Genomic DNA, 22,261 nt, shown 5'->3' with positions numbered 1-22,261 from the left:
CCGTCTGCTCTGACCACACGATTTCCTTCGACGTGCATCACTTTCGGCACGGTTATATTTTGCGTCGCTTATGAATTGCAGGTAGGATGCCTCGCCATGTTTCGCCTTATCCATACGCAGAATGACTGGGAAGGCGACATGTGTTTGCGCAGAAGCAATCGTTTGTATTGCTTTCTGCCAGGCAGGACTATCACGATAATGGTTCAGACAGGCAAACAGGTAACTCAATGAAAACAAGCAATAAAAGCGCAGCCGATCATCACGCTGCTAAACGTCGCTGGTTGAACTCCCACGAAGAGGGCTACCACAAAGCGATGGGCAACCGTCAGGTTCAAATGATCGCCATCGGCGGCGCTATCGGAACGGGTCTGTTTTTAGGTGCGGGTGCACGTCTGCAGATGGCTGGCCCGGCTCTCGCCCTGGTCTATCTGGTGTGCGGGATCTTCTCTTTCTTCATTCTCCGCGCGCTGGGCGAGCTGGTACTGCATCGCCCTTCCAGCGGCAGCTTCGTCTCTTACGCCCGTGAATTCCTCGGTGAAAAAGCCGCTTACGTCGCGGGCTGGATGTACTTCGTCAACTGGGCGATGACCGGTATCGTCGACATCACCGCCGTTGCGCTGTATATGCACTACTGGGGCGCGTTTGGCGATGTGCCGCAGTGGGTCTTTGCGCTTGGCGCCCTGGCGATTGTCGGCACCATGAACATGATCGGCGTGAAGTGGTTCGCGGAGATGGAGTTCTGGTTTGCGCTGGTTAAAGTGCTGGCCATCGTGGTGTTCCTGGTCGTGGGTACCGTCTTCCTCGGCAGCGGTAAGCCGCTGGATGGCAATGCCACCGGCTTCCACCTGATAACCGATAACGGCGGATTCTTCCCGCACGGTCTGCTGCCTGCGCTGGTGCTGGTTCAGGGCGTCGTGTTCGCCTTCGCCTCCATCGAGCTGGTGGGCACCGCAGCAGGTGAATGTAAAGATCCGCAGACGATGGTACCAAAAGCCATCAACAGCGTGATCTGGCGTATCGGTCTCTTCTACGTCGGTTCCGTGGTGCTGCTGGTGCTGCTGCTGCCGTGGAACGCCTATCAGGCGGGTCAGAGTCCGTTCGTCACCTTCTTCTCGAAGCTGGGCGTGCCGTACGTGGGCAGCATCATGAACATCGTGGTCCTGACCGCAGCGCTCTCCAGCCTGAACTCCGGCCTCTACTCGACCGGTCGTATCCTGCGCTCCATGTCCATGGGCGGTTCTGCGCCGAAGTTCATGTCCAAGATGAGCAAGCAGCACGTGCCGTACGCCGGTATTCTGGCGACGCTGGTGGTCTATGTCTTCGGCGTGTTCCTGAACTATCTGGTGCCGTCTCAGGTATTCGAAATCGTTCTGAACGTGGCGGCACTGGGGATTATCGCGTCCTGGGGCTTTATCGTGGTCTGCCAGATGCGTCTGCGCAAGGCGATTAAAGAAGGCAAAGCTGCTGACGTCAGCTTTAAGCTGCCTGGCGCGCCGGTGACCTCCTGGCTCACCCTGCTCTTCCTGTTCAGCGTGCTGGTGCTGATGGCCTTCGACTACCCGAACGGCACCTACACCATCGCGACCATTCCGCTGCTGGCCGTGCTGCTGATTGCGGGCTGGTTCGGCGTGCGTAAACGCGTTCATGAAATTCACAGCACCGCGCCGGTTCATCCTGACGATGAAAAACACGACGCCCCGCTGGTAGAAGAAACCTCGCGTTAATAAAAAAGCCGGGTGGCGGCTTCGCCTTACCCGGCCTACATTTCATGGTTTTGTAGGCCCGGTAAGCGGCAGCGCCACCGGGCAATCCCATCTTACAGCGCGATACGCATCACATCGTCAGGCTGGGTGGCTTCCTGCTGGCGGGTAGATTTCTGTTTCACCGTCACGTACAGGGTTTTGCCATCCGCTGAAAGCGCCAGGCTGTTCGGGTAGACCGGCGTGTCGAAGGTTTTAGTGACCTTATACGATTTCGCGTCAATCACGCTCACCTTACCGGCTTCACGGTGCGTCACGTAGGCTTCATTGCGGGTCGGGTTAAACAGGACCGCCAGGGATGCCGGCGCGGCGATTTTCTCGATCACGCTACCGTCTTTCAGGCTCACCACCAGCACTTCCGGCTGTTTTGAATCGGTCAGGAACGCGCGCTGACCGGCAGTGTCGAGGCTCAGGTTCAGGTAGAAGTGCTCTTTCCCGTCATCCTGCACCTTTTTACGGGCAATAATTTTATTGCTGGCCGTATCAATCGTCACCAGTTCGCCGTCCGCATTCGTGGTGTACAGACGTTTCGCCTGCGCATCCAGCGCCAGGCCGGTGCTGTAGGTGCCCGTATTGGCAATGGTTTCTTTCAGCTTCAGCGTGGCGCCATCCACGACCCAAATCACGCTCTCTTTACCGACACCGGTGATGTAAATCGTGTTGCCCGCGTCATCTGCCACCAGCTGGCGAGGCTGCAGCGGTTTGACGGTTTCGCTGCGCTGACGCCCGTCCAGCACCAGCCGCCCTTTTACGTCACCCGTTTTTGCATCAATCGCGGTTACCGCGCCGTTGATCGTATTGCCAAACCACAGCGTTTGAGTCGCCTTGTCAAAGGTGGCGCCAAAGGGTTTCAGATCGCTATGGATTGCCTGCGTCACGTCCAGCGTGACCGGATCAAGACGGTAGACAACCCCGCCCTTGTCGGTTTTACGGCTTTGCGAGGTTGCCACCCACAGCGCATTCTCCTGCTGGCTCACGGCCATTTCATACGCCCCTTTGCCCACCGCTTTACGCAGTACCTCTTCGGCGGCATGCACCTGGAACGTCCCGGCAAGCAGTAAAGTGGCAGACAGCAGCGACAGGCTCAGACGCGGCGAGCACAGTTGACGTAAAGACATATCAATTCCTTTTCTGAAAAGTGGGGTTGGGCTGACATCACTTCCGGCAGACAACGTCATGGCATTGTCTTTTAATAATGAGAATAGTAATCATTAATGTGTTAAATGTGGAGTTTTTCTTTCCCGCTTCGCCTTCCATTAACGCAATGTGCGGTTATAGTTTTCAAAACTTTTACAAAACCTTTAACATATATGGACATGTTCCATTTGGTTCGTTTATACACCACAACCGGTTTTATTCATGAAAATCATTTCTGCCCGTAAGGCTTCTCTCCCGCTGCTGCTGGTTCCTGTTATTTTTGCGCCGGTCACCGCCGTGAGCGCAGAGGAACAGACCATGATCGTCAGCGCCACGCCGCAAACCGTATCGGAGCTCGATACTCCGGCCGCGGTCAGCGTCGTCAATGGCGACGATATGCGCCAGGCCGCGCCCCGCATTAACCTGTCTGAATCCCTTGGCAGCGTACCCGGGCTGCAAATTCAGAACCGTCAAAACTACGCCCAGGATCTCCAGCTTTCGATGCGCGGATTTGGCGCCCGCTCAACCTTCGGGGTGCGCGGTATCCGTATGTACGTCGATGGTATTCCAGCCACCATGCCGGACGGACAGGGTCAGACCTCCAACATCGACCTTTCCAGCGTGGAGAGCGTTGAAGTGCTGCGCGGACCCTTCTCAGCCCTGTACGGCAACGCCTCTGGCGGCGTAATCAACATCAACACCCAGACCGGGCAGCAGCCGCCGACCATTGAAGCCAGCAGCTATTACGGCAGTTACGGGACCTGGCGCTATGGCATGAAAGCCACCGGCGCGATGGGTGACGGCACCCACGCCGGGGACGTGGATTACACCGTCTCCACCACCCGCTTCACCACCAAAGGCTACCGCGACCACAGCGGCGCGCGGAAAAATCTCGCTAACGCCAAACTGGGTGTACGGATTGACGACGCCAGCAAGCTGACGCTGATTTTCAACAGCGTGGACATGAAGGCCAACGATCCGGGTGGACTGAATTACCAGGAGTGGCGGGACAACCCGCGTCAGTCGCCGCGCGGCGATCAGTACAACACCCGTAAGACCATCAAGCAGACCCAGGCCGGCCTGCGCTACGATCGCCAGCTCAGCGTTCAGGACGACCTGAGCGTGATGATGTACGCCGGCGAGCGTGAAATGACGCAGTACCAGTCGATTCCGTATCAGCCGCAGCTAAAAGCCACTCACTCCGGCGGGGTGATTGATATGCAGCGCCACTATCAGGGCGTGGACACTCGCTGGACACACCGCGGCGAGCTGCTGGTGCCGGTGACCTTCACCACCGGTCTGAACTACGAAAACATGAGCGAAGACCGTCGCGGATACGAGAACTTCGTGATGCGCAACGGCGTGCCGGACTACGGCGTCAAAGGCGATAATCGTCGTGACGAACGCAACCTGATGTGGAACGTCGATCCTTATCTGCAAACGAGCTGGCAACTGACGCAGAAACTCTCTGTCGATGCGGGTGTTCGCTACAGTTCGGTCTGGTTTGATTCCAACGACCATTACGTTACGCCGGGCAACGGCGATGACAGCGGTGACGCGAGCTACCACAAGTGGCTCCCGGCGGGCGCCGTGAAGTATGCGGTGACGGATGCGTGGAACCTCTACGCTGCCGCAGGGCGTGGCTTTGAAACGCCAACCATCAACGAGCTCTCCTATCGCGCCGATAACCAGGGCGGTCTGAATATTGGCCTGAAGCCGTCCACGAATAATACGTATGAAGTGGGCAGCAAAACCCGAATCGGCAACGGCCTGCTGACGGCGGCGTTGTTCCGCACCGATACGGATGATGAGATCGTGGTGGATTCCAGTTCCGGCGGCCGTACAACCTATAAAAATGCCGGGAAAACCCGTCGTCAGGGTGTGGAAGTTTCCCTGGATCAGCAGTTCGCTGAGAACTGGAAGCTGAAGATGGCGTGGACGTACCTGGATGCCACCTACCTGACTAACGTCTGCAGCGACGCAGACTGTAACGGTAACCGAATGCCGGGGATTGCGCGCAACATGGGCTTCGCCTCGTTTGGCTGGCAGCCAGAGGAAGGCTGGTATGCGGGGACAGACGTGCGCTACATGAGCGATATCATGGCCGACGACGAAAACACCGCGAAAGCGCCGTCCTATACGGTAGTCGGGCTGAATACCGGGTATAAATTTAACTACGGCAACTGGGGAATGGACGTCTTTGGCCGCGTCGATAACCTGTTCGACAAAGAGTACGCGGGCTCGGTAATTGTCAACGAGTCCAACGGTCGTTATTACGAGCCTGCACCAGGCCGAAACTATGGCGTCGGGCTGTCGGTCTCTTATCGCTTCGAGTAAGCAAAAAGAAAAGTTTATTTTATAAATGAAATAACCCTCCTGATGGCATTAAGCCATCAGGAGTTATTCACCAGATAAATAATTAGCGGCGGTATATAGTCGCTCTAATAAATAATCTCTCAGTTAAAATATTGTCGCTGTAAAAGAGAATCTGCTTCATCAATCAACTTATCAATCGCCTTCTGGCTCGCATCAACATCTCTCCGCTCAAGGGCCGAAAGAAGCTCGTCATAGTGATACGTTGCCGTTTTGATGTCGTTAAGTTCGTGATGCAGGTAGTTCATGCAGGGCCTGATGCGGACCCATAGCTGTTCAATTAAGGCATTACGCGTAGGCATTTCCGCATACTGATAAAGCGTAAACCTGAAGATACGATTCGCATGCAATGCCTGCTGAACGTTTCCATTGCGCATGGCCTCATGGAAGGCCTCTGACATTTTGCGCAACGCCTCCAGCTTGCCGTCTGACATCTTCTGGCATGCTGCGGCGACCGCCATTGGCTCAAGCTGTTTTCTTGATGGCGTTAATCTCGTTATAACGCTCCAGCGTTACTTCAGGGACCAGAAACGCCTGTGCGGGCGTGGCGTGAAGCGCGCCTGAGGAGACCAGGCGCAGCAGCGCTTCGCGGACCGGCGTAATACTGGTGCCTAATTTATCAGCAATCTCTTTCGTAATCAGTCGTGCTCCTGGTTTGAGAGAGCCTGTAATTAACGCCCCTTTCAAACTGTGTTCAACCTGCATGGTAAGGCTAACCCTTTGGGCTTTTTCTAAGTGATCCAAATCAAGCATGTGGAATTCCTGTAGCTAAAACTTAATGCTATTTTTAAACGCCAGTTTTAATAAAACGGCGCCGGTACGATATATCCTGTATCGTCATGCCTGGTGGTGGGAAGTACAAAAAACAGCAAAAAAAGTAAACGTCATTTTTTTTATCGTTTTCGGGCTCATCGGGGATGATGGCGCGAAAAGTCATGTCCAGTAATTAAAGACAATATATCGTATCTTCACAAATAAATATGGCGGGAAACCCCGCCATATTGCGCTTTATTTATTGTCACTCGCGACGCGAATCACGACTTTGCCGAAGTTTCGTCCTTCCAGCAGGCCAATGAGCGCCTCGGGGGCGTTTTCCAGCCCGTCCGTGACCTGTTCGCGATAGTGGATTTTTCCCTCCTGCACCCAGCGCCCCATCTCTTCCTGGAACTCATGGATACGATGTCCATAGTCCTGGCCGATGATAAAGCCCTGCATCCGAATGCGTTTCTTGAGAAGGGTCGCCATCAGAAGCGGCAGGCGGTCCGGTCCGTCAGGCAAGCCCGTCGCGTTGTAGCCGCTCACCAGGCCACACACCGGCACGCGCGCGGAGGTGTTCAGCAGGGGCAGCACGGCGTCAAACACTTTCCCGCCGACGTTTTCATAGTAGACATCAATGCCGTTCGGGCAGGCCTGCTTGAGCTGGTCGGCAAAATCCGCCGCGTGGTGATCCAGACACTCGTCAAACCCGAGCACCTCAACGGCATGGCGGCATTTCTCTGCGCCACCGGCGACGCCGACCACCCGGCAACCTTTGATTTTGCCGATCTGCCCAACGGTCGCGCCAACCGGGCCGGTCGCCGCCGCCACCACCAGCGTTTCACCCGCTTTCGGTTGCCCGATATCCAGCAGCCCCATATAGGCGGTAAAGCCCGGCATACCCAGTACGCCCAGCGACCAGGAAGGATGAGACGGATTTTCGCCCAGCTTCACCAGGCCGCTGCCGTCCGAGAGTTCATATTCCTGCCAGCCGCTGTAGCCCAGCACCCATTCACCGGCTTTGAAGTCGGGATGGTTTGACTGTTCAACGCGGCTGACCGTTCCCCCCACCATCACCGCACCGAGCTCAACCGGCGGTGAATAGGATGGCGCGTCGCTCATGCGACCCCGCATATAAGGATCCAGCGACAGCCAGACGGTACGAAGCAGAAGCTGCCCCGCACCCGGTTCCGGAACAGGCTGCGTTTCCAGACGAAAATTTTCCGCGACCGGTGCGCCCTGTGGACGAGAGGCCAGCACCCAGCGGCGGTTATGCGAAACAGAGTGATTCATCAGGATCTCCTTCTGGTACAAATGTCATTACAGCCTGGCTCACGTTCGGCGTTATCGCATTAGCATTACGAGCCAGACTGATTGAGGCGTACAACCAGATAGATGCAGGTTTCGTTCGTCTCGTTGATGAACCGGCAGTCATTAGGCGGCCCCAGCTCAAGACAGTCTCCGGCTTGCATTTCGTGGCGCGTATCGCCCTCCTGAAACACCAGCTCACCGGACTGCAGCCAGATAAGCTGACGCGCCAGCGCGTAAGAAGAGGCCGGCATCGGAACATCGCTGCCCGCAGGCAGTTCCACCTGAACAAGGTCGATGGGCAGATCGGTACGGGGAGAAACATGGCGGCGGAGGTAGTGCGTCTGCGGGTCGCGCCAGACGGGCTGATTTGCCAGGCGCAGCAGCTTGCCCTCCTGCATTTCGGCCCGGGCAATCAGCGTTGACATGCTGATGCCAAACGCGCCCGACAGGCGGGCAAGCAAGGTGGCTGTCGGGCTACTGTCCCCGCGCTCGATTTTATGGATCATGGCGCGGGAGACGCCTGCCCGGTCCGCCAGCTCGCTCAGGGACCACCCGCGAGACTCGCGTTCAAGGCGAATTCTTGCGCTAATCCGTTGATTCATTGTGTCTGTTATGGTGTTCATGACGTCATACTATAGTGTATGAATGGCAATTCAATGGGCTTTTGATAACAAAAAAATATGGCTTATGCCGTAGCGATCGGGCGATACAGTTGTGTAATATCGTAGCGATAACGTAATACTATAGTGAACAACACACAGAGGCTTCATCATGATCGTTCGTCATGCCTGCAAAGAAGACTGCGCTGCGATAGGCGAGATTTACAACCACGCGGTGCTGCACACTGCCGCGATCTGGAACGATAAAACCGTCGATACCGATAACCGAATCGCCTGGTTTGAGGCGCGCTCGCTTGCGGGCTACCCGGTTCTGGTGAGCGAGGAAGACGGCGTAATCACCGGCTACGCCTCTTTCGGCGACTGGCGCGCCTTTGACGGCTTCCGTCATACGGTTGAGCACTCGGTCTACGTCCACCCGGCCCATCAGGGCAAAGGGATTGGCCGCACGCTGATGAAGGCGCTGATTAACGAGGCCCGCGCCATCGGGAAACACGTGATGGTGGCCGGGATTGAAGCGCAAAACCATGCCTCGATTCATCTCCATGAAACGCTCGGCTTTGTGACGACCGGACAAATGCCGCAGGTGGGAACCAAGTTTGGCCGCTGGCTGGACTTAACCTTTATGCAGCTGCAGCTGGACGAGCGCAGCGACCCGGACGCGATCCCATGAATCAGTCACTGACGCTGGCGTTTCTGGTGGCGGCGGGCATTGGCCTGGTGGTGCAAAACACCCTGATGGTGCGTATCACCCAGTCCTCCTCCACCATTCTTATCGCGATGCTGCTGAATTCGATGGTCGGCATCGTGCTGTTTGTCAGTATTTTGCTGCTGAAACAGGGCGTGGCCGGATTCAGCGAGCTGGCCGCGACGGTGCGCTGGTGGACGCTTATCCCGGGGCTGCTGGGGTCGTTTTTCGTGTTTGCCAGCATCAGCGGCTATCAGAACGTTGGCGCGGCGACGACCATCGCCGTGCTGGTGGCAAGCCAACTGATTGGCGGGCTGGTGCTGGACGTGCTGAGGAGCCAGGGCATCCCGCTGCGCGCCCTGATCGGCCCGGTGTGCGGCGCGGTGATGCTGGTGGTCGGGGCCTGGCTGGTGGCGCGACGCCAGTTTTGATGGTTACAGTATGGTGCCGCCTTTCGTCAGCTGTTCCTCACGCGCGTCCATCTCCTCTTTATGCTGCTTACCGTGGTGCGAAATCGCGGTGCGCAGACGCTGCTGCTGAGTGTAGCGATCTTCACGGCTCAGCTCCGCATCATCGCTTAATTCGATCAGCAGTTCGTTCATGTGGGTAATGACGCTCTCTTCGATGGCGGCATCGACGCGGGCGATAACTTCGTTTAAATGTGACATTGTCACTCCTCGTTATGTGCCCGGTGGCGCTACGCTTACCGGGCCTACAGGTGCCAAATGTAGGCCCGGTAAGGCGGAGCCGCCACCAGGCTAAAAAGGCTTAGTTCAGCTTCGCTTTTGAGAAATCGCTGCCCATCAGGCTTACGCTGTACCCGGTCACGTTGCTGCGGGTCGCGTAGAACGTTTTCCCGTTTGCGAGCGCAATCCACGGCGCCTGCTGATAGAAAATCTCCTGCGCCTGGCCATAGAGCTTCGCGCGCTCGGCCGGGCTGCTGGTCAGCTTCGCTTTTTGTACCAGGGCATCATACCCCTTATCGCACCAGCGCGCGGCGTTTGAGCCGGTTTTAATGCTGTTGCAGCCGAGCAGCACGTCGGCAAAGTTGTCCGGGTCGCCGTTGTCGGACATCCAGCCAAACAGCGCGGAGTCATGCTCGCCTTTACGCATTCCGGAGAGATATTCGCCCCACTCGTAGGAGACAATTTTGGCCTTCACGCCGACTTTCGCCCAGTCGCTCTGGATCATCTCCGCGATACGACGCGAGTTCGGGTTATACGGACGCTGCACCGGCATTGACCACAGCGTGACTTCCGCGCCCTTCTCCAGACCCGCCTGCTTCAGCAGGGCTTTCGCTTTTTCAGGATCGTAGCTGTAGTCCTTCAGGTCTTTATTGAAGCCCAGCATATTTGGCGGGATCGGCGATTTTGCCACCGAGCCCGATCCCATAAAGACCGCATTAACGATGGCCTTCTTGTCGGTCGCGTAGTTGAGCGCCTGACGCACCAGCACGTTATCAAACGGTTTTTTCTCGGTGTTAAACGCCAGATATCCGACGTTCAGCGCATCGACGGCGTGCAGCGTCAGGTCTTTGTTGTTCTTGATGGCGTCAAACTGAACCGGGGATGGCGCAGGAATGATCTGGCACTCGTTGGTCTGCAGCTTCGCCAGGCGGGTTTCCACGTTTGGGGTAATGGAGAAGATGAGATGCTTCGTCGGCACCTCGCCCTCCCAGTAGTTCGGGTTCGCGACGTAGCGGATCAGCGAATCCACTTTGTACTGCTGCAGCACGTAAGGCCCGGTACCAATCGGCCAGGTGTCCACGTTCTCAGGCGTGCCTTTTTTCAGCATTGCGTCGGCGTATTCCGCGGAGAGAATCGAGGCGAAATCCATCCCCCAGTCGGCCAGAAACGCGGCGTTGGGTTCGCTGAGGGTGAACTGGACGTGGTAGTCATCGACCTTTTTAACGTCCTGGATCAGCTTATCGAGACCGACATCATTAAAGTACTCGTAGTTGCCCTGCGACACGTTGTGGTACGGGTGTTTAGGGTCTTTCTGGCGCATGACCGAGAAAATAACGTCATCGGCATTAAAGTCGCGCGTCGGTTTGAAGTATTTGTTGCTGTTGAACTTCACCCCTTTACGCAGGGTAAAGGTATAGGTCTTGCCGTCCGGGGAGATTGTCCAGGACTCCGCCAGCGACGGCACCGGAGTATTTTTCACCGGGTCGAAATTGATCAGGCGGTTATACAGCACCTGAGAGCTGGCCACAAAAGACGGGCCAGAGCTGGCGATTTGTGGGTTGAAGGACTCGGGGGAGGCTTCTGAACAGTAAATAAGGGTGTCGTTGTTTGCCGCCCATGCGGCACCGGCTGGTAACAGCGCGCTCAGCGCAAGGGCGAGCAGTGTTTTCCCTGTAGACATGGTTATAACCCTGACAGTTTTATTATATAGGACAGTAATAACAGCACAGGCGTTTTGACCTGGCAAATAACGAAACACTATCAGGTTATTCTAAAGCCGCGGTTTTTGCTGTTTTAACCGCCAGCACCCAGAAAGACGATTTGTCTTAAGTGCCATTATTCGTCAAGCACAACCGTCACTTTCTATGCCGCAAGAAATCGGCGCTTTTAGCGTCTCTTCCTCCGTTTGGTTGCGTCCTCGGTTCGTTAAAGTAATGGTGTGAAGAAGTATATGGGATCAAATCGTGGCAAAAACTCTTTTACGCAGCGGTAATCTGGATGATTTTCAGGCCGTTGGCGGCGGCGGACAAGCCGTTTTCGAATCAGCGTTGCAAATCCGGGAAGCGCTCCGGTTGCGCAAACAACAGGCCATCGTCGACTGTCTGGCGATTCCTCAGGTCAACGACAGCGGCGACCGCGTGGACTGGTATTCCCCGGTTGAAGGGAGCGTAACCAGCTGGAAAGCGGCCGATGAAGATGATCGCTATCGCGCCCTGCGCTATCTGGAAAACACGCTCGCCAGCGTCGAGTCATTAAGCAAGAAATGCCTGCAGTCGCCCAAAACCGCGCAACAGCTCTTTGGCTCTCTGCTGTCGAAGGCATTTCAGTTCCCGGGCGAAAACTTCCTCTTCCTGGTGGACGGAAAGCCGGTCATCAGCTTCTGGGGATTTGTAAACCTCAACGAGAACGCGCGCGACGATGTCCTCGACTGCCTGCGTGAGTCCCTGATCCCTGAGCCAGCCCCCGTTGTGATTGACGATCCTGAACCCGAGCCTGAGCCAGAGCCGGTGATGACCTTTGAGCATGCTGACGAGCCGCTGATCGCCCCATCCACGGTGGTGCGTATTACGCCGGAGGAGCTGTATGAGCCCGAACCGGCCCCCGTCGTTGCGCAACCAGTCCAGGAACCTGCTCCGGCGAACGTCGTGAAAAAGCGCCGCGTTCCCCTGTGGACCCTGCCGGTTGCCGCCGTGATCGTTGCCGCCGTTGCCGCCCCGCTGCTGTGGCCAAAACAGGCGCCTTCCGCTGAGCCCGCCCCGGCGCCCGCACCTGAACCCGTGGAGATTGCGCCAAAGCCGATCAAGGCGGTTGAACCGCTGGCGATGAAGTTACCGCTGCATCAGGCAGAGGTCGTGGCCAGCAAAGAAAAAGAAGCGGCTCCGGCCGCTCCTGCGCCACAGCCCGCTCCGGTGGTGATTGTCGCCATCCCGAAAGACGCCATGGTGATGGAAGCGAATCAGGTAAAAGCGGGATCGACGCGCTTCCTGAACGGCACCTGGCGCGCCATCCTCGACGTGAAGGATCCGGTTACCGGCAAGCCGCCGTCGCTGCTCTATCAGATCCAGAACAACAAAGGTTTCGCCCGCGTTGTCCATGGCGACAACATTGTCTGCCGCGCGGAGGTCTTTTCCGGGCTGCACAGCAATGGCGAGCTGATGATTAAGAGTCGCGGCACTGCCCGCTGCACCGACGGTTCCCGCTACCCGATGCCGGAAGTGGCCTGTAAAGCAGGCACCAGCGATATCGCAGAATGTCGCGCCCGTTATGATGCCAACACCGTCGTCCCACTGACGTTCAAGAAAGCAGGTGCCTGATCCTATGCTGGTAAATCTTTGCGACTATAAACAAAGCGTCACGCTTATTGCCAACAGCGGCGTGCAGTTCCTCGATTTCGGTCTGACGCCGCAGGACTCCGCCAGCAACGGGCGCTTCGTACGTAAAACCGCGAACGGCCCGCTGTTGCGCCTCGATTTCGACCTGGTCAACGGTCGCTATACTCTGCCCGGCATGAACGGCGGCCAGCCTGAAGTGGTCAAGCCGGAAACCACGATCCCGCTGCATCAGTCGCTGGCGGTACTGGATGGCGTCTGGCTTCCGGTTCCGTTCCTGCGCTTCAACCCGCCGCGGACCTTTGTTGAAGGGCCGGATAACTGGGCGCGCGTTCAGGTGCGCAAGCTTGAGACCCCGGACACGGCAGGCAATACACACCGCGTCACGCTCGCGCTTGACAGCCAGATTGCCGATCATGCCACGTCCGCGCTCTCCCCGGTGGAAAACGATATTCTGAACGGCACCCGCTTCGCGCTGGCGTGGCGCGATAACGAGGTAGACAGTTTCCTCGATCAGACCTGGATTGACGGCTGGCTGCGCGAGGCGTTTACCCAGTATGCCGACGGCGTTGAGAACCGCTCTGAACGCGACCTGCAGCAGGCGATGCGCAGTTTTGAGTATCAGGCCCACTGGCTCAACCTGATGACCATGCTCGGTGAACAGCTCACCGTACCGGAAGTGAAATTTGTCACCCATACGCTCAGCACGCCAGCCATTCCGGTCGACCTGATCCTCGACGTGGGTAACACCCACACCTGCGGCGTCATTATTGAAGACCACGGCGATGCGAACGATGGGCTGCGTCAGACCGCCGAGCTGCAGGTTCGCTCGCTCAGCGAGCCGCAGTTCCTGAACGAGCCGCTGTTCACCAGCCGTCTCGAGTTTTCGGAAGCGCGTTTTGGCAAGCAGCACTTCTCGGTGGAAAGCGGTCGCGAAGATGCCTTCGTCTGGCCGTCGATTGTCCGCGTCGGTGATGAAGCCCGCAAGCTGGCGATGCAGCGTCTGGGCACCGAGGGCAACAGCGGTATCTCCAGCCCGCGTCGCTACCTGTGGGATGAAACCCCGGTCGTGCAGGACTGGCGCTTTAGCCAGATGAACAGCAAGACCCAGCGTGAACCGCTTGCCACCGCGTTCCCGCTGATGAACCTGATGAACGATGACGGCGAGCCGCTCTTCACGCTGCCGCAGGACGAGCGCCTGCCGGTCTTCTCGCCGCAATACAGCCGCAGCACCCTGATGACCCACATGCTGTGCGAGCTGCTGGCACAGGCGCTGGGGCAGATCAACAGCGTCGCCACGCGCCTGCGCCTGGGCTTCCCGGCGTCGCCGCGCCAGCTGCGCACGCTGATCCTGACGCTGCCCTCCGCCATGCCAAAGCAGGAGCGCGAGATCTTCCGTCGCCGCATGTTTGAAGCCATCGCCATTGTCTGGAAAGCGATGGGCTGGCACCCGCAGGATGAGGATTTTGTCACCCGCAAACAGCAGGAAAAAAGCGTGGTGCCGGTACCGGAAATCCAGATGGAGTGGGATGAAGCCAGCTGCGGTCAGCTGGTCTGGCTGTATAACGAAGCCATCTCCCGCTTTGGCGGCCAGACCGAGGCCTTCTTCGCCTCCCTTGCCCGTCCGGACCGTGAGCCTGAGCAGGGCAGCCAGCCGGGACGCGCGCTGCGCGTCGCGTCCATCGACATCGGCGGCGGCACAACGGATATGGCGATCACCCATTACCAGCTGGACGACGGCTCCGGCAATAACGTCAAAATCACCCCGCAGCTGCTGTTCCGGGAAGGGTTTAAGGTGGCGGGCGACGACACGCTTCTGGACGTGATTCAGCGCTACGTGTTGCCCGCCCTGCAAACGCAGCTGCAAAAATCCGGTATCGCAGACGCCTCGCTGCTGATGGCTTCACTGTTCGGCGACTCCGGGCGCATTGATACCCAGGCCGTACTGCGCCAGCAGACGGCGCTGCAGCTGTTTATGCCGCTTGGCCATGCGATTCTTGCCGGGTGGGAGTCCAGCGACGTTGACGATCCGCTGGCTGGTGTGCACGCCACCTTTGGCGATCTCCTGCCGCAGAAGCCGACCCGCAACGTGATGAACTATCTGCAGCAGGCGATCGGCCATGCCCTGCCTGCGGGTTCTGACGCTTTTGACCTCTTCGCCGTGCCGCTGCACGTCAATTTCCGCGAAATGCAGGATGCGATGCTGGCCGGGCAGTTTACGCTGGCCTCCCCGCTCCACGCGGTGTGTGAGGCGATCTCCCATTATAGCTGCGACATTCTGCTGATCACCGGACGCCCGGGCTGCCTGCCTGGCGTTCAGGCGCTGATTCGCCACCTGCAGCCGGTGCCGGTCAACCGCATCGTCTGGCTGGATCAATACCAGGTGCATGAGTGGTATCCGTTCAGCCAGCAGGGGCGCATTGGCAACCCGAAATCGACCGCTGCCGTGGGGGCCATGCTCTGCAGCCTGGCGCTTGACCTGCGTCTGCCGCGCTTCAACTTTAAAGCCGCGGACATTGGCGCGTATTCCACCGTGCGCTATCTGGGCGTGCTGGATAACACCGTCAATACCCTGCGCGAGGAAAACGTCTGGTATCAGGATATCGATCTCGATAAACCCGGCGCGAAGCTTGACGCGCGTCTGCACTTCCCGCTGCGCGGTAACGTCACCCTCGGCTTCCGCCAGCTGGCGAACGCGCGCTGGCCTGCCACGCCGCTCTACACGCTCAGCATTAACTCGGCCGAACTGGCAAAAGCGATTGCCGGCGACGGCGTGCTGAACGTGCGGCTCAAACTCTGCGGCGGCAGCAAGCATGAAGGCCCGGAGGCCTTCGAGCTGAGCGATGCCTGGCTGCAGGACGGCACGCCGGTGGCGCCTGACGCCTTAACCTTCAAACTGAATACCCTGGCCGACCGCCGACACAGCGGCAGCCACTACTGGATCGACAGCGGGAGCGTATACCTGAAATGACAGCGACGACCACCACCACTCAGGCCTTAATCGGGTGGATCAACGAGACGCGCCTGAACGCCCCCGTGCTGGATAACGATGCCGACGCCCTGCTTGCCCGCATCAACGCGGCGCAGGCGCGCGAGCAGGCCATTGAACGCGCCATGACCCGCCAGAGCAGCATCGGGCTTTACGGCCATTCGCAGAGCGCGAAAGCGCACCTGCTGTTGTCGCTGTGCGGCAGCGGCAATGGACGCCTGAACGTGACGCCAGGCCAGCGCACCTTTGACTATTTTTCGCATATCAATCCGGGACATGCCCTGACCAACATGGCCGTCCGCTTCACCCGGGAAACCCCGGAAGCGCTTGACGAGGCGTTTCCGCTGCGCCTGAGCCTGGTCACCGAGGCCGAGCTGGTGCAGCTGTTTATTGCCCGCACGACGCTGCACCCGCAGATGCGCGCGGTGGATAAGGCGGTCATCGAGACCCGCCTGGAGAAATGGCGCGGTCTGCGCCAGCCGCAGAGCGTGCCCGGCATCACGGCGCAGGACGTGGGGGCGATTGCCCGCTTCTGGCAGAGCACGGTACCCGCCGCGAAACAGCAAATTGATGATGCCCTGTGGCACGAGTTCGCCCAACTGGTGCCTTCGCTCGATCTCAGCACCCGCGCCAGCGTGTGGTCGCTGCTGTGGGGCGAGCAGCAGGAACTGACCCAGCAGTGGTTAAATCTGGCCCATGTGCTGCACCAGACCAGCCATGCCAGCGAGATTGCGGCCCCCCTTAGCCTGCTGGTGGACAGCTTCGGGCTGCCTGGCGAAGGGTTCCTGACGCACGACGGCTCGGTAGCGCTGCAGAATACGCAAGAGACGCTTCTCCATCCGCTGAACAACGGTGAAATGCTGAACGCCATCAGCCTCCCCGTCGATGTGCTGGCCTTCCTGACCCGCGAGCTGGTGCTTCCGGTTGAGAACGGCGCGCTGGATAATGTCGATATCATTGATATCCCTGTGTTTGAAGACCGCCATGCCGATCCGCTACGCCAGGCAAAATCCCAGTGGCTGCTTGAGCACTACCGTCAACAGCTCCAGCCGGATGTGCTGGTCATCTGCAACGCGACGGCGCAGCACGAACAGACGGCCAAAAAAGCAAAAGTGTTAATGAACTGGGTCAGGGAGACGCAGCCTGCTGAAGAATCTGCCCTGCCGGGTCTGGTGTGGGTGATCACCCCGCACGACGCTCGCTTTACCACCCGGCAGAATCTCGATGAAGCCGTACAGCATCTGCTCGGGAAGCCCGGCCTGCGCTGGGGCACGCTACAGGCTCTGGACAGCCACAGCATGCAGCGCGTCATTGAGTGGCTGTCTCAGGCCACGCTGCCCGCGCAGCGACAGAAGCGTCTCGGCACGCTCAAAAACGCGCTGCGTCTGGAGCTCTCGGCGATGATGCAAAGCTACCTGGCACCGCTGGTTGAGGAGCCAGGTATCCGACGCACTCAGGCAGAAAACATGGTGCGCACGCTGCAAAGCAGTGCCGCCCGCCACGGCGAGCTGCTTGAAGGCCTGCTGCCGCCGCTGAAGGCCTTTGAAACGCTATTGGCCGTTCAGCAGCCGCGCGAGGAGCAGGTTAACGGGCTATTTACGGATACCATTGACCTGTTTGCCGAGAACGCCCAGGAAAGCGCCGGTCTGTACCAGACCAAAGACAAAGCGCGCCTGGCGCACAAAGTCTGGATAAATCATCTGCGCCAGTGGAGCCGCAACGAGGCGACAGCCGCCCGTCTTGGGCTTGATCCTGCGGTGTTACAGCAAATTGCGGATGTGCTGGTGGTCACCAGCTACCGGCTAGATCTGCCTCAGCGGCTTCAGCGAATTGTCGAAGCGGATAAGAGTAGCGCTGCGCAACTGCATGCCGTGATTGGCAATTTCGTTGGCTGGCTGGGTTACGACAAGACGCCCGTGGCGACGCGCCCGGCAAGCCGCATCCGCAAGGGGCAGGCCATCTTCGTCACCCCGGTGGTGAGCAGCGCCGAGCCCCGCCTGACGCGTCTGGGTGAACAGCCGGTCCATGCCGCTACCGCGTACGTTTACGACTGGCTGGTCGCGCTCTATAGCCGCGCGATCGAGAACATTGATTACCATCACCCGCATGATGTTCAGCCTGACGCTCGTCAGGCACTACGTGCTTTAATAATGTAGCCGCCTTCTTGCCGGGTGGCGCTGCGCTTACCCGGCCTACATTTCGCCACGATGATACATTGCACAATAATCACATCGTCATACACCCGGCTAATGCCTGCGCCAGCGCAGAGGGGTTTTCCCACGACATAGAGTGCCCCGCCGCAGGGATAATTTTTACCTCAACGCCTTTCTGTTGCAGATTTTCCACATCGTCATCCGGCAGAGAGAGCTCGCCAAAAATCAACGTTACCGGGCAAGGAAGTGACAGAAACTGCGCTTCCCATTCCGGTTCAACGCCCGCCACCAGGCTGGATGCACCGCGCCAGACGGCATAAGCCGCATTGCTCTGCAGGCACCCTGCCCACGCCGTTTTTTCTGCGCTGAGCATGGCGTCATAACCCTGCTCCAGAAACTGTTGCTCGCTTTGCGCCGCGATTGACCTGCTGAACATCCCCCCACCCGCGTGAAAATTGGGTTCTGACACCATCAGTCCCTTCATGCGCGTAGCCAGCAGCCCCGCCGTTTCGATAGCAATACTGCCGCCCATGCTGTGGCCGTATAACCAGAAGGAATCCAGTTTAAGATGGTCAATCAGCTCCGCCACAACGTGCGCCTGGTCAGTGGTTTTATAGCTGTAGTGCTCAGGCTTATCGCTGTAGCCGCTGCCGGGCAAGTCGATGAGAATCGCTCTGCGCGCGCCAAACAGCGGGTCACGAACGACGCGGGGATATTCATAGGAAGCGGCGCAGCCCAGCCCGTGAATGAACACCACGGGATCGCCGGAGCCGGGCAAGTCGTGCCAGCGCACGGTGCAACCGGCCTGCTGCGAGTAAAAACTGTTCATAAGCACTCCTTTTATGATGCGCTGTGTATTTATACAGTTATCACATCAGGAATGCTATGTTCATCTTTTAAAACTGGAAGCGTGCTTCAGAAAAGCGAGACCAGCAGCGCAACGGGAAAGCTCATTGGCCAGGTTGACCCCACCAGGAAAGCGCTCAGCAGGCGGATACGTTTGCGGTCTTTTGAGAGGAACCAGGTGATTAACGCGCAGATGGAAGCCATGATTGCGTAAAAAACCAACATCTTTTGATACAACGTCATTCTGTATACCAGAGCCGAAAAAATAACCGCACGCAATATGCGTCATATGTTGACACAGATCAAGTTTTTTCGTTACAGAATAACCACTTAAAAATTATGGCTAATAACAATTGAGTATCTTACGTAACACATCTGGCGGGCAAAGAGAACGCCTGACCGCGCAAGCGGCCAGGCTAAGCGGATCAGTGTTTGATCATGACATGCCGGACAACCGTATAATCCTCAAGCCCGTAGACCGACATATCTTTCCCGTAGCCCGATAATTTCATGCCGCCGTGCGGCATTTCGCTCACCAGCATAAAATGGGTATTCACCCAGGTGCAGCCGTACTGCAGGCGCGCGCTCAGGCGATGGGCGCGCCCCACGTCTTTGGTCCAGACCGATGACGCCAGGCCGTATTGCGAGTCGTTTGCCCAGGCCAGCACCTGCGCCTCGTCATCAAACTCGGTGACGCTCACCACCGGGCCAAACACCTCGCGCTGAACGATGGCGTCGTCCCGTTTTGCTCCCGCCAGAAGGGTTGGCTGGAAGTAGTAGCCCGCCCCCTCTTTTTTGCTCCCGCCGGTGACAACCCGGATATGGCCGAGCGCTTTCGCCTCATCGACGGCCTGACAGACGCGTGAAAGATGGGCGGCCGAGCTGAGCGGACCGAGTTCGGTAGCCTCGTCCTCCGGGGCACCCATTTTAAGACTGGCAACCGCGGCGCCCAGCTTTTCCACCAGTTGGGCATAGATTCCCTTCTGGGCATAAATGCGGCAGGCTGCCGTACAGTCCTGCCCGGCATTGTAGAAGCCAAACGTCCGCACCCCTTCAACCACCGCATCCAGATCGGCATCATCAAACACGATCACCGGCGCTTTGCCGCCCAGCTCCATATGGGTGCGTTTAATCGAGGACGCCGTATGGCCGATGATATGTTCCCCGGTCGCGATCGAACCGGTCAGCGAAACCATGCGGACCTTCTCGTGCCCGGTGAGCGGGTCGCCGACCGTTTTCCCGCGACCAAACAGCACGTTCAGAACGCCCGCCGGGAAGATATCTTTTGCCAGCTCTGCCAGCTTCAGCGCGGTCAGGGGCGTGATCTCAGAGGGCTTAATCACCACGCAGTTCCCTGCCGCCAGCGCGGGGGCCAGCTTCCAGGCTGCCATCATCAGCGGGTAGTTCCACGGCGCGATAGAGGCCACCACGCCCACCGGATCGCGGCGAATCATCGACGTGTGACCGTCAAGGTACTCGCCCGCTGCCAGACCGTTCAGGCAGCGGGCGGCCCCGGCAAAGAAACGGAAAACGTCGACCACCGCCGGAATTTCATCCCCCAGCGCGCAGTGCAGCGGCTTGCCGCAGTTGAGGGACTCGAGCCGGGCAAACGCCTCACCGTGCGCTTCAATCGCGTCCGCCAGCTTCAGCAGGCACTCGGCGCGGGTTTTCGGCGTCGTTTGTCCCCACGCCACAAAAGCACGGTCAGCCGCCAGCACCGCCGCGTCGACCTGGGCCGCTGACGCCTCAGCAATTTCCAGCAATACCTCTCCGGTAGCCGGGTTATAAACCGGCTGTTTTTCACCCTCTCCGGCAACCAGCTCACCGTTTATCAGCAGATGTTTTTGCATAGCATTTTCCTGTTGAATTCACTGTTATTTCCCGCTGCCGGCAATGTTTTCGCCGTCGCGGGTTAGCCACCAGGCTCCCAGAATGGGGAGAGTTGTCACCAGCATCACCAGCAGAGCCACGACGTTGGTGACCGGCACGTCACGCGGACGCCCGAGCTGGTTGAGCAACCACAGCGGTAACGTGCGCTCGTGTCCCGCCGTAAACGTTGTGACGATGATCTCGTCAAACGACAGGGCAAACGCCAGCATTCCCCCGGCCAGCAGCGCGGAACCCAGATTGGGCAGCACCACATAGCGAAAGGTTTGCCACCCGTCAGCCCCGAGATCCATCGACGCTTCCACCAGGCTCCAGGAGGTGCGTCTGAACCGGGCAATCACGTTGTTAAACACCACCACCACACAGAAGGTGGCGTGTCCGACCACGATGGTGAAAAACCCCGGCTCCAGGTTAATCGTTTTGAAAGCCGTCAGCAGCGCCAGGCCGGTGATGATCCCCGGTAACGCAATCGGTAACAGCAGCAGCAGAGAGATCGCATTCTTGCCAAAAAACGCGCTTCGCCACAGCGCCGCTGCAGCAAGCGTGCCAAGCACAAGGGCTATAGCGGTAGAAAGCGCGGCAATCTGAAGTGACAACGTCACGGATTCGATGATATCGCCGCGCCCCGCCGCCACGCTAAACCACTTCAGCGTCAGCCCCTGCGGCGGAAAGCTGAAGGCGGCGTCCTCGGTGTTGAAGGCATAGGTCGCAATAATCAACAGCGGGAAGTGCAGGAAGATGACGCCTCCCCATGCTGCCACTTTCAGGAACAGCGGTGCGCGTTCAGAGTGCATCGAATGCTCCCAGACGTTTCACGAACGCCAGATAAAGAGAAATCAGCACGATGGGAACCAGCGTGAACGCGGCGGCCATCGGCATATTGCCGATAGCGCCCTGCTGCGAGTAGACCATGTTACCGATGAAGTAGCCCGGCGGGCCGACCAGTTGAGGAACGATGAAGTCCCCCAGCGTCAGGGAAAACGTGAAAATGGACCCCGCCGCAATGCCCGGAATGGCCAGCGGCAGAACGACATAGCGGAACGTCTGACGGGGACGCGCGCCGAGGTCGGCTGAGGCCTGCAGCAGCGAGGCCGGAAGGCGTTCCAGCGCCGCCTGGACGGGCAGGATCATAAACGGCAGCCAGATGTACACGAAGACCAGAAACCGTCCCAGCCCGGAGGTGGACAAGGTGTTGCCGCCAACTGCCGGGAGCGTCAGGATTGAGGTCAGAATCGGCTCCAGTCCGAGATGGCTGAGAAACCACTGGGCCACGCCGTCCTTCGCCAGCAGCAGCGTCCAGGCATAGGCTTTGACAATATAGCTCGCCCACATTGGCAGCATCACGGCGATATAGAAAAACGCTTTCCACTTGCCGCTGGTGTATCGCGCCATGTACCAGGCCATCGGGAACGCAAGGATGGCGCTGGCAATGGTCACCGCAATCGCCATCGTTAACGTGCGCAGGATGATGTCGTAGTTTGCCGGGTTGAAGAGCGCCTGAATGTTCGCCAGCGTGAGATCCGGCGTGACCGCCATGGTGAAATCGTCAAAGGTGTAAAACCCCTGCCACAGCAGCGTCAGCAGCGATCCTAAATAGACGATGCCAAACCACATCAGCGGCGCAAGCAGAAGCAGGAACAGACCGAGCGACGGCTTTCGCCAGAACAGGGCCGTCATGCGGCTCAGGCGGCCGCGCGGGGCGGGAGGATGCGCAACGCTCATATCCATT

General features: G+C 58.4%; 17 protein-coding genes and 1 pseudogene. 7 read left to right on the top strand and 11 right to left on the bottom strand.

The genetic code is table 11. From position 1 onward, the window contains the following. The first annotated feature begins 227 nt into the window (after positions 1-227). The gene (gene ansP, locus ACOTXF_RS15780) at positions 228-1,724 is read left to right on the top strand and encodes an L-asparagine permease (protein WP_008501774.1); all 1,497 of its coding nucleotides are present in this window, start codon (positions 228-230) and stop codon (positions 1,722-1,724) included. 92 nt (positions 1,725-1,816) lie between these two features. Here ansP and ACOTXF_RS15775 read toward each other — a convergent pair whose 3' ends face one another. Then, on the bottom strand, positions 1,817-2,878 hold the full coding sequence (locus tag ACOTXF_RS15775) for a YncE family protein (RefSeq protein ID WP_047745565.1): 1,062 nt from the start codon (positions 2,876-2,878) through the stop codon (positions 1,817-1,819). A gap of 241 nt (positions 2,879-3,119) precedes the next feature. On the opposite strand from ACOTXF_RS15775, the gene pqqU reads away from it, so the two are divergent. Next, positions 3,120-5,234 carry a TonB-dependent receptor PqqU gene (gene pqqU / locus ACOTXF_RS15770; RefSeq protein ID WP_232927199.1) on the top strand — a complete coding sequence of 705 codons (2,115 nt, stop codon included), beginning with the start codon at positions 3,120-3,122 and terminating at the stop codon, positions 5,232-5,234. A 119-nt stretch (positions 5,235-5,353) separates the two neighbouring features. Here pqqU and ACOTXF_RS15765 read toward each other — a convergent pair. The 3 genes and pseudogenes from ACOTXF_RS15765 to ACOTXF_RS15755 form a co-directional block, all read right to left on the bottom strand. Then, positions 5,354-6,023, bottom strand: a pseudogene (locus ACOTXF_RS15765) (GntR family transcriptional regulator). 255 nt (positions 6,024-6,278) lie between these two features. Beyond that, positions 6,279-7,319, bottom strand: a complete 1,041-nt coding sequence (locus tag ACOTXF_RS15760; protein WP_047745561.1) for an NADP-dependent oxidoreductase — start codon at positions 7,317-7,319, stop codon at positions 6,279-6,281. Between the two features lie 65 nt (positions 7,320-7,384). Beyond that, the gene (locus tag ACOTXF_RS15755; RefSeq protein WP_047745560.1) at positions 7,385-7,960 is read right to left on the bottom strand and encodes a helix-turn-helix domain-containing protein; all 576 of its coding nucleotides are present in this window, start codon (positions 7,958-7,960) and stop codon (positions 7,385-7,387) included. Positions 7,961-8,108: 148 nt separating this feature from the next. Here ACOTXF_RS15755 and ACOTXF_RS15750 point away from each other — a divergent pair, with 148 nt between their 5' ends. After that, entirely contained in the window at positions 8,109-8,627 is a 519-nt protein-coding gene (locus tag ACOTXF_RS15750; protein WP_023292298.1) for a GNAT family N-acetyltransferase, read from the top strand. Further along, positions 8,624-9,073 carry a DMT family transporter gene (locus ACOTXF_RS15745; RefSeq protein ID WP_023327583.1) on the top strand — a complete coding sequence of 150 codons (450 nt, stop codon included), beginning with the start codon at positions 8,624-8,626 and terminating at the stop codon, positions 9,071-9,073. Before ACOTXF_RS15750 ends, ACOTXF_RS15745 begins: the two co-directional genes overlap by 4 nt. 3 nt (positions 9,074-9,076) lie before the next feature. On the opposite strand, the gene ACOTXF_RS15740 is transcribed toward ACOTXF_RS15745, so the two are convergent. Together ACOTXF_RS15740 and ACOTXF_RS15735 are read right to left on the bottom strand one after the other, a co-directional pair. Further along, a complete protein-coding gene (locus ACOTXF_RS15740; RefSeq protein WP_008501298.1) occupies positions 9,077-9,310 on the bottom strand; it encodes a YdcY family protein in 234 nt (77 codons plus the stop codon). A 100-nt stretch (positions 9,311-9,410) separates the two neighbouring features. Continuing rightward, a complete protein-coding gene (locus tag ACOTXF_RS15735) occupies positions 9,411-11,009 on the bottom strand; it encodes an ABC transporter substrate-binding protein (RefSeq protein WP_047745558.1) in 1,599 nt (532 codons plus the stop codon). Positions 11,010-11,292: 283 nt separating this feature from the next. Here ACOTXF_RS15735 and ACOTXF_RS15730 point away from each other — a divergent pair, with 283 nt between their 5' ends. From ACOTXF_RS15730 to ACOTXF_RS15720, 3 genes are read left to right on the top strand one after another with little or no spacing between them, the layout of a single operon-like run. After that, positions 11,293-12,642 (top strand): SrfA family protein, encoded by a 1,350-nt coding sequence (locus ACOTXF_RS15730; protein WP_232927202.1) that lies wholly within the window; start codon positions 11,293-11,295, stop codon positions 12,640-12,642. A 4-nt stretch (positions 12,643-12,646) separates the two neighbouring features. Beyond that, entirely contained in the window at positions 12,647-15,628 is a 2,982-nt protein-coding gene (locus ACOTXF_RS15725; RefSeq protein ID WP_232927206.1) for a virulence factor SrfB, read from the top strand. After that, a complete protein-coding gene (locus tag ACOTXF_RS15720) occupies positions 15,625-17,802 on the top strand; it encodes a virulence factor SrfC family protein (RefSeq protein ID WP_047745552.1) in 2,178 nt (725 codons plus the stop codon). Before ACOTXF_RS15725 ends, ACOTXF_RS15720 begins: the two co-directional genes overlap by 4 nt. A gap of 70 nt (positions 17,803-17,872) precedes the next feature. On the opposite strand, the gene ACOTXF_RS15715 is transcribed toward ACOTXF_RS15720, so the two are convergent. The 5 genes from ACOTXF_RS15715 to ACOTXF_RS15695 form a co-directional block, all read right to left on the bottom strand. Further along, complete coding sequence (locus ACOTXF_RS15715) at positions 17,873-18,628, bottom strand: alpha/beta fold hydrolase (protein WP_047745550.1); 756 nt, start codon at positions 18,626-18,628, stop codon at positions 17,873-17,875. An 86-nt stretch (positions 18,629-18,714) separates the two neighbouring features. Next, positions 18,715-18,888, bottom strand: a complete 174-nt coding sequence (locus ACOTXF_RS15710; protein WP_013096478.1) for a GhoT/OrtT family toxin — start codon at positions 18,886-18,888, stop codon at positions 18,715-18,717. A gap of 182 nt (positions 18,889-19,070) precedes the next feature. After that, entirely contained in the window at positions 19,071-20,495 is a 1,425-nt protein-coding gene (patD, locus tag ACOTXF_RS15705) for an aminobutyraldehyde dehydrogenase (RefSeq protein WP_047745548.1), read from the bottom strand. Positions 20,496-20,519: 24 nt separating this feature from the next. Next, on the bottom strand, positions 20,520-21,326 hold the full coding sequence (locus ACOTXF_RS15700) for an ABC transporter permease (protein WP_032652061.1): 807 nt from the start codon (positions 21,324-21,326) through the stop codon (positions 20,520-20,522). After that, positions 21,316-22,260, bottom strand: coding sequence for an ABC transporter permease (locus tag ACOTXF_RS15695; RefSeq protein WP_008501290.1), 945 nt, complete (start codon positions 22,258-22,260; stop codon positions 21,316-21,318). The genes ACOTXF_RS15700 and ACOTXF_RS15695 overlap by 11 nt, the downstream gene beginning before the upstream one ends. Position 22,261: the final 1 nt, after the last annotated feature.

Source organism: Enterobacter cloacae complex sp. IR53041 (assembly GCF_049238285.1).
In the GTDB taxonomy this organism is placed as follows: domain Bacteria; phylum Pseudomonadota; class Gammaproteobacteria; order Enterobacterales; family Enterobacteriaceae; genus Enterobacter; species Enterobacter roggenkampii.
Note: the sequence above shows the minus strand (reverse complement) of the source record. Positions and strands in the feature narration are given on the sequence as shown.

Excerpts from the sequence above, each read along its gene's own strand:
- ansP (WP_008501774.1), top strand. The coding sequence starts at position 228 with ATGAAAACAAGCAATAAAAGCGCAGCCGATCATCACGCTGCTAAACGT.
- ACOTXF_RS15775 (WP_047745565.1), bottom strand. The coding sequence starts at position 2,878 with ATGTCTTTACGTCAACTGTGCTCGCCGCGTCTGAGCCTGTCGCTGCTG.
- pqqU (WP_232927199.1), top strand. The coding sequence starts at position 3,120 with ATGAAAATCATTTCTGCCCGTAAGGCTTCTCTCCCGCTGCTGCTGGTT.
- ACOTXF_RS15760 (WP_047745561.1), bottom strand. The coding sequence starts at position 7,319 with ATGAATCACTCTGTTTCGCATAACCGCCGCTGGGTGCTGGCCTCTCGT.
- ACOTXF_RS15755 (WP_047745560.1), bottom strand. The coding sequence starts at position 7,960 with ATGAACACCATAACAGACACAATGAATCAACGGATTAGCGCAAGAATT.
- ACOTXF_RS15750 (WP_023292298.1), top strand. The coding sequence starts at position 8,109 with ATGATCGTTCGTCATGCCTGCAAAGAAGACTGCGCTGCGATAGGCGAG.
- ACOTXF_RS15745 (WP_023327583.1), top strand. The coding sequence starts at position 8,624 with ATGAATCAGTCACTGACGCTGGCGTTTCTGGTGGCGGCGGGCATTGGC.
- ACOTXF_RS15740 (WP_008501298.1), bottom strand. The coding sequence starts at position 9,310 with ATGTCACATTTAAACGAAGTTATCGCCCGCGTCGATGCCGCCATCGAA.
- ACOTXF_RS15735 (WP_047745558.1), bottom strand. The coding sequence starts at position 11,009 with ATGTCTACAGGGAAAACACTGCTCGCCCTTGCGCTGAGCGCGCTGTTA.
- ACOTXF_RS15725 (WP_232927206.1), top strand. The coding sequence starts at position 12,647 with ATGCTGGTAAATCTTTGCGACTATAAACAAAGCGTCACGCTTATTGCC.
- ACOTXF_RS15720 (WP_047745552.1), top strand. The coding sequence starts at position 15,625 with ATGACAGCGACGACCACCACCACTCAGGCCTTAATCGGGTGGATCAAC.
- ACOTXF_RS15715 (WP_047745550.1), bottom strand. The coding sequence starts at position 18,628 with ATGAACAGTTTTTACTCGCAGCAGGCCGGTTGCACCGTGCGCTGGCAC.
- ACOTXF_RS15710 (WP_013096478.1), bottom strand. The coding sequence starts at position 18,888 with ATGACGTTGTATCAAAAGATGTTGGTTTTTTACGCAATCATGGCTTCC.
- patD (WP_047745548.1), bottom strand. The coding sequence starts at position 20,495 with ATGCAAAAACATCTGCTGATAAACGGTGAGCTGGTTGCCGGAGAGGGT.
- ACOTXF_RS15700 (WP_032652061.1), bottom strand. The coding sequence starts at position 21,326 with ATGCACTCTGAACGCGCACCGCTGTTCCTGAAAGTGGCAGCATGGGGA.
- ACOTXF_RS15695 (WP_008501290.1), bottom strand. The coding sequence starts at position 22,260 with ATGGATATGAGCGTTGCGCATCCTCCCGCCCCGCGCGGCCGCCTGAGC.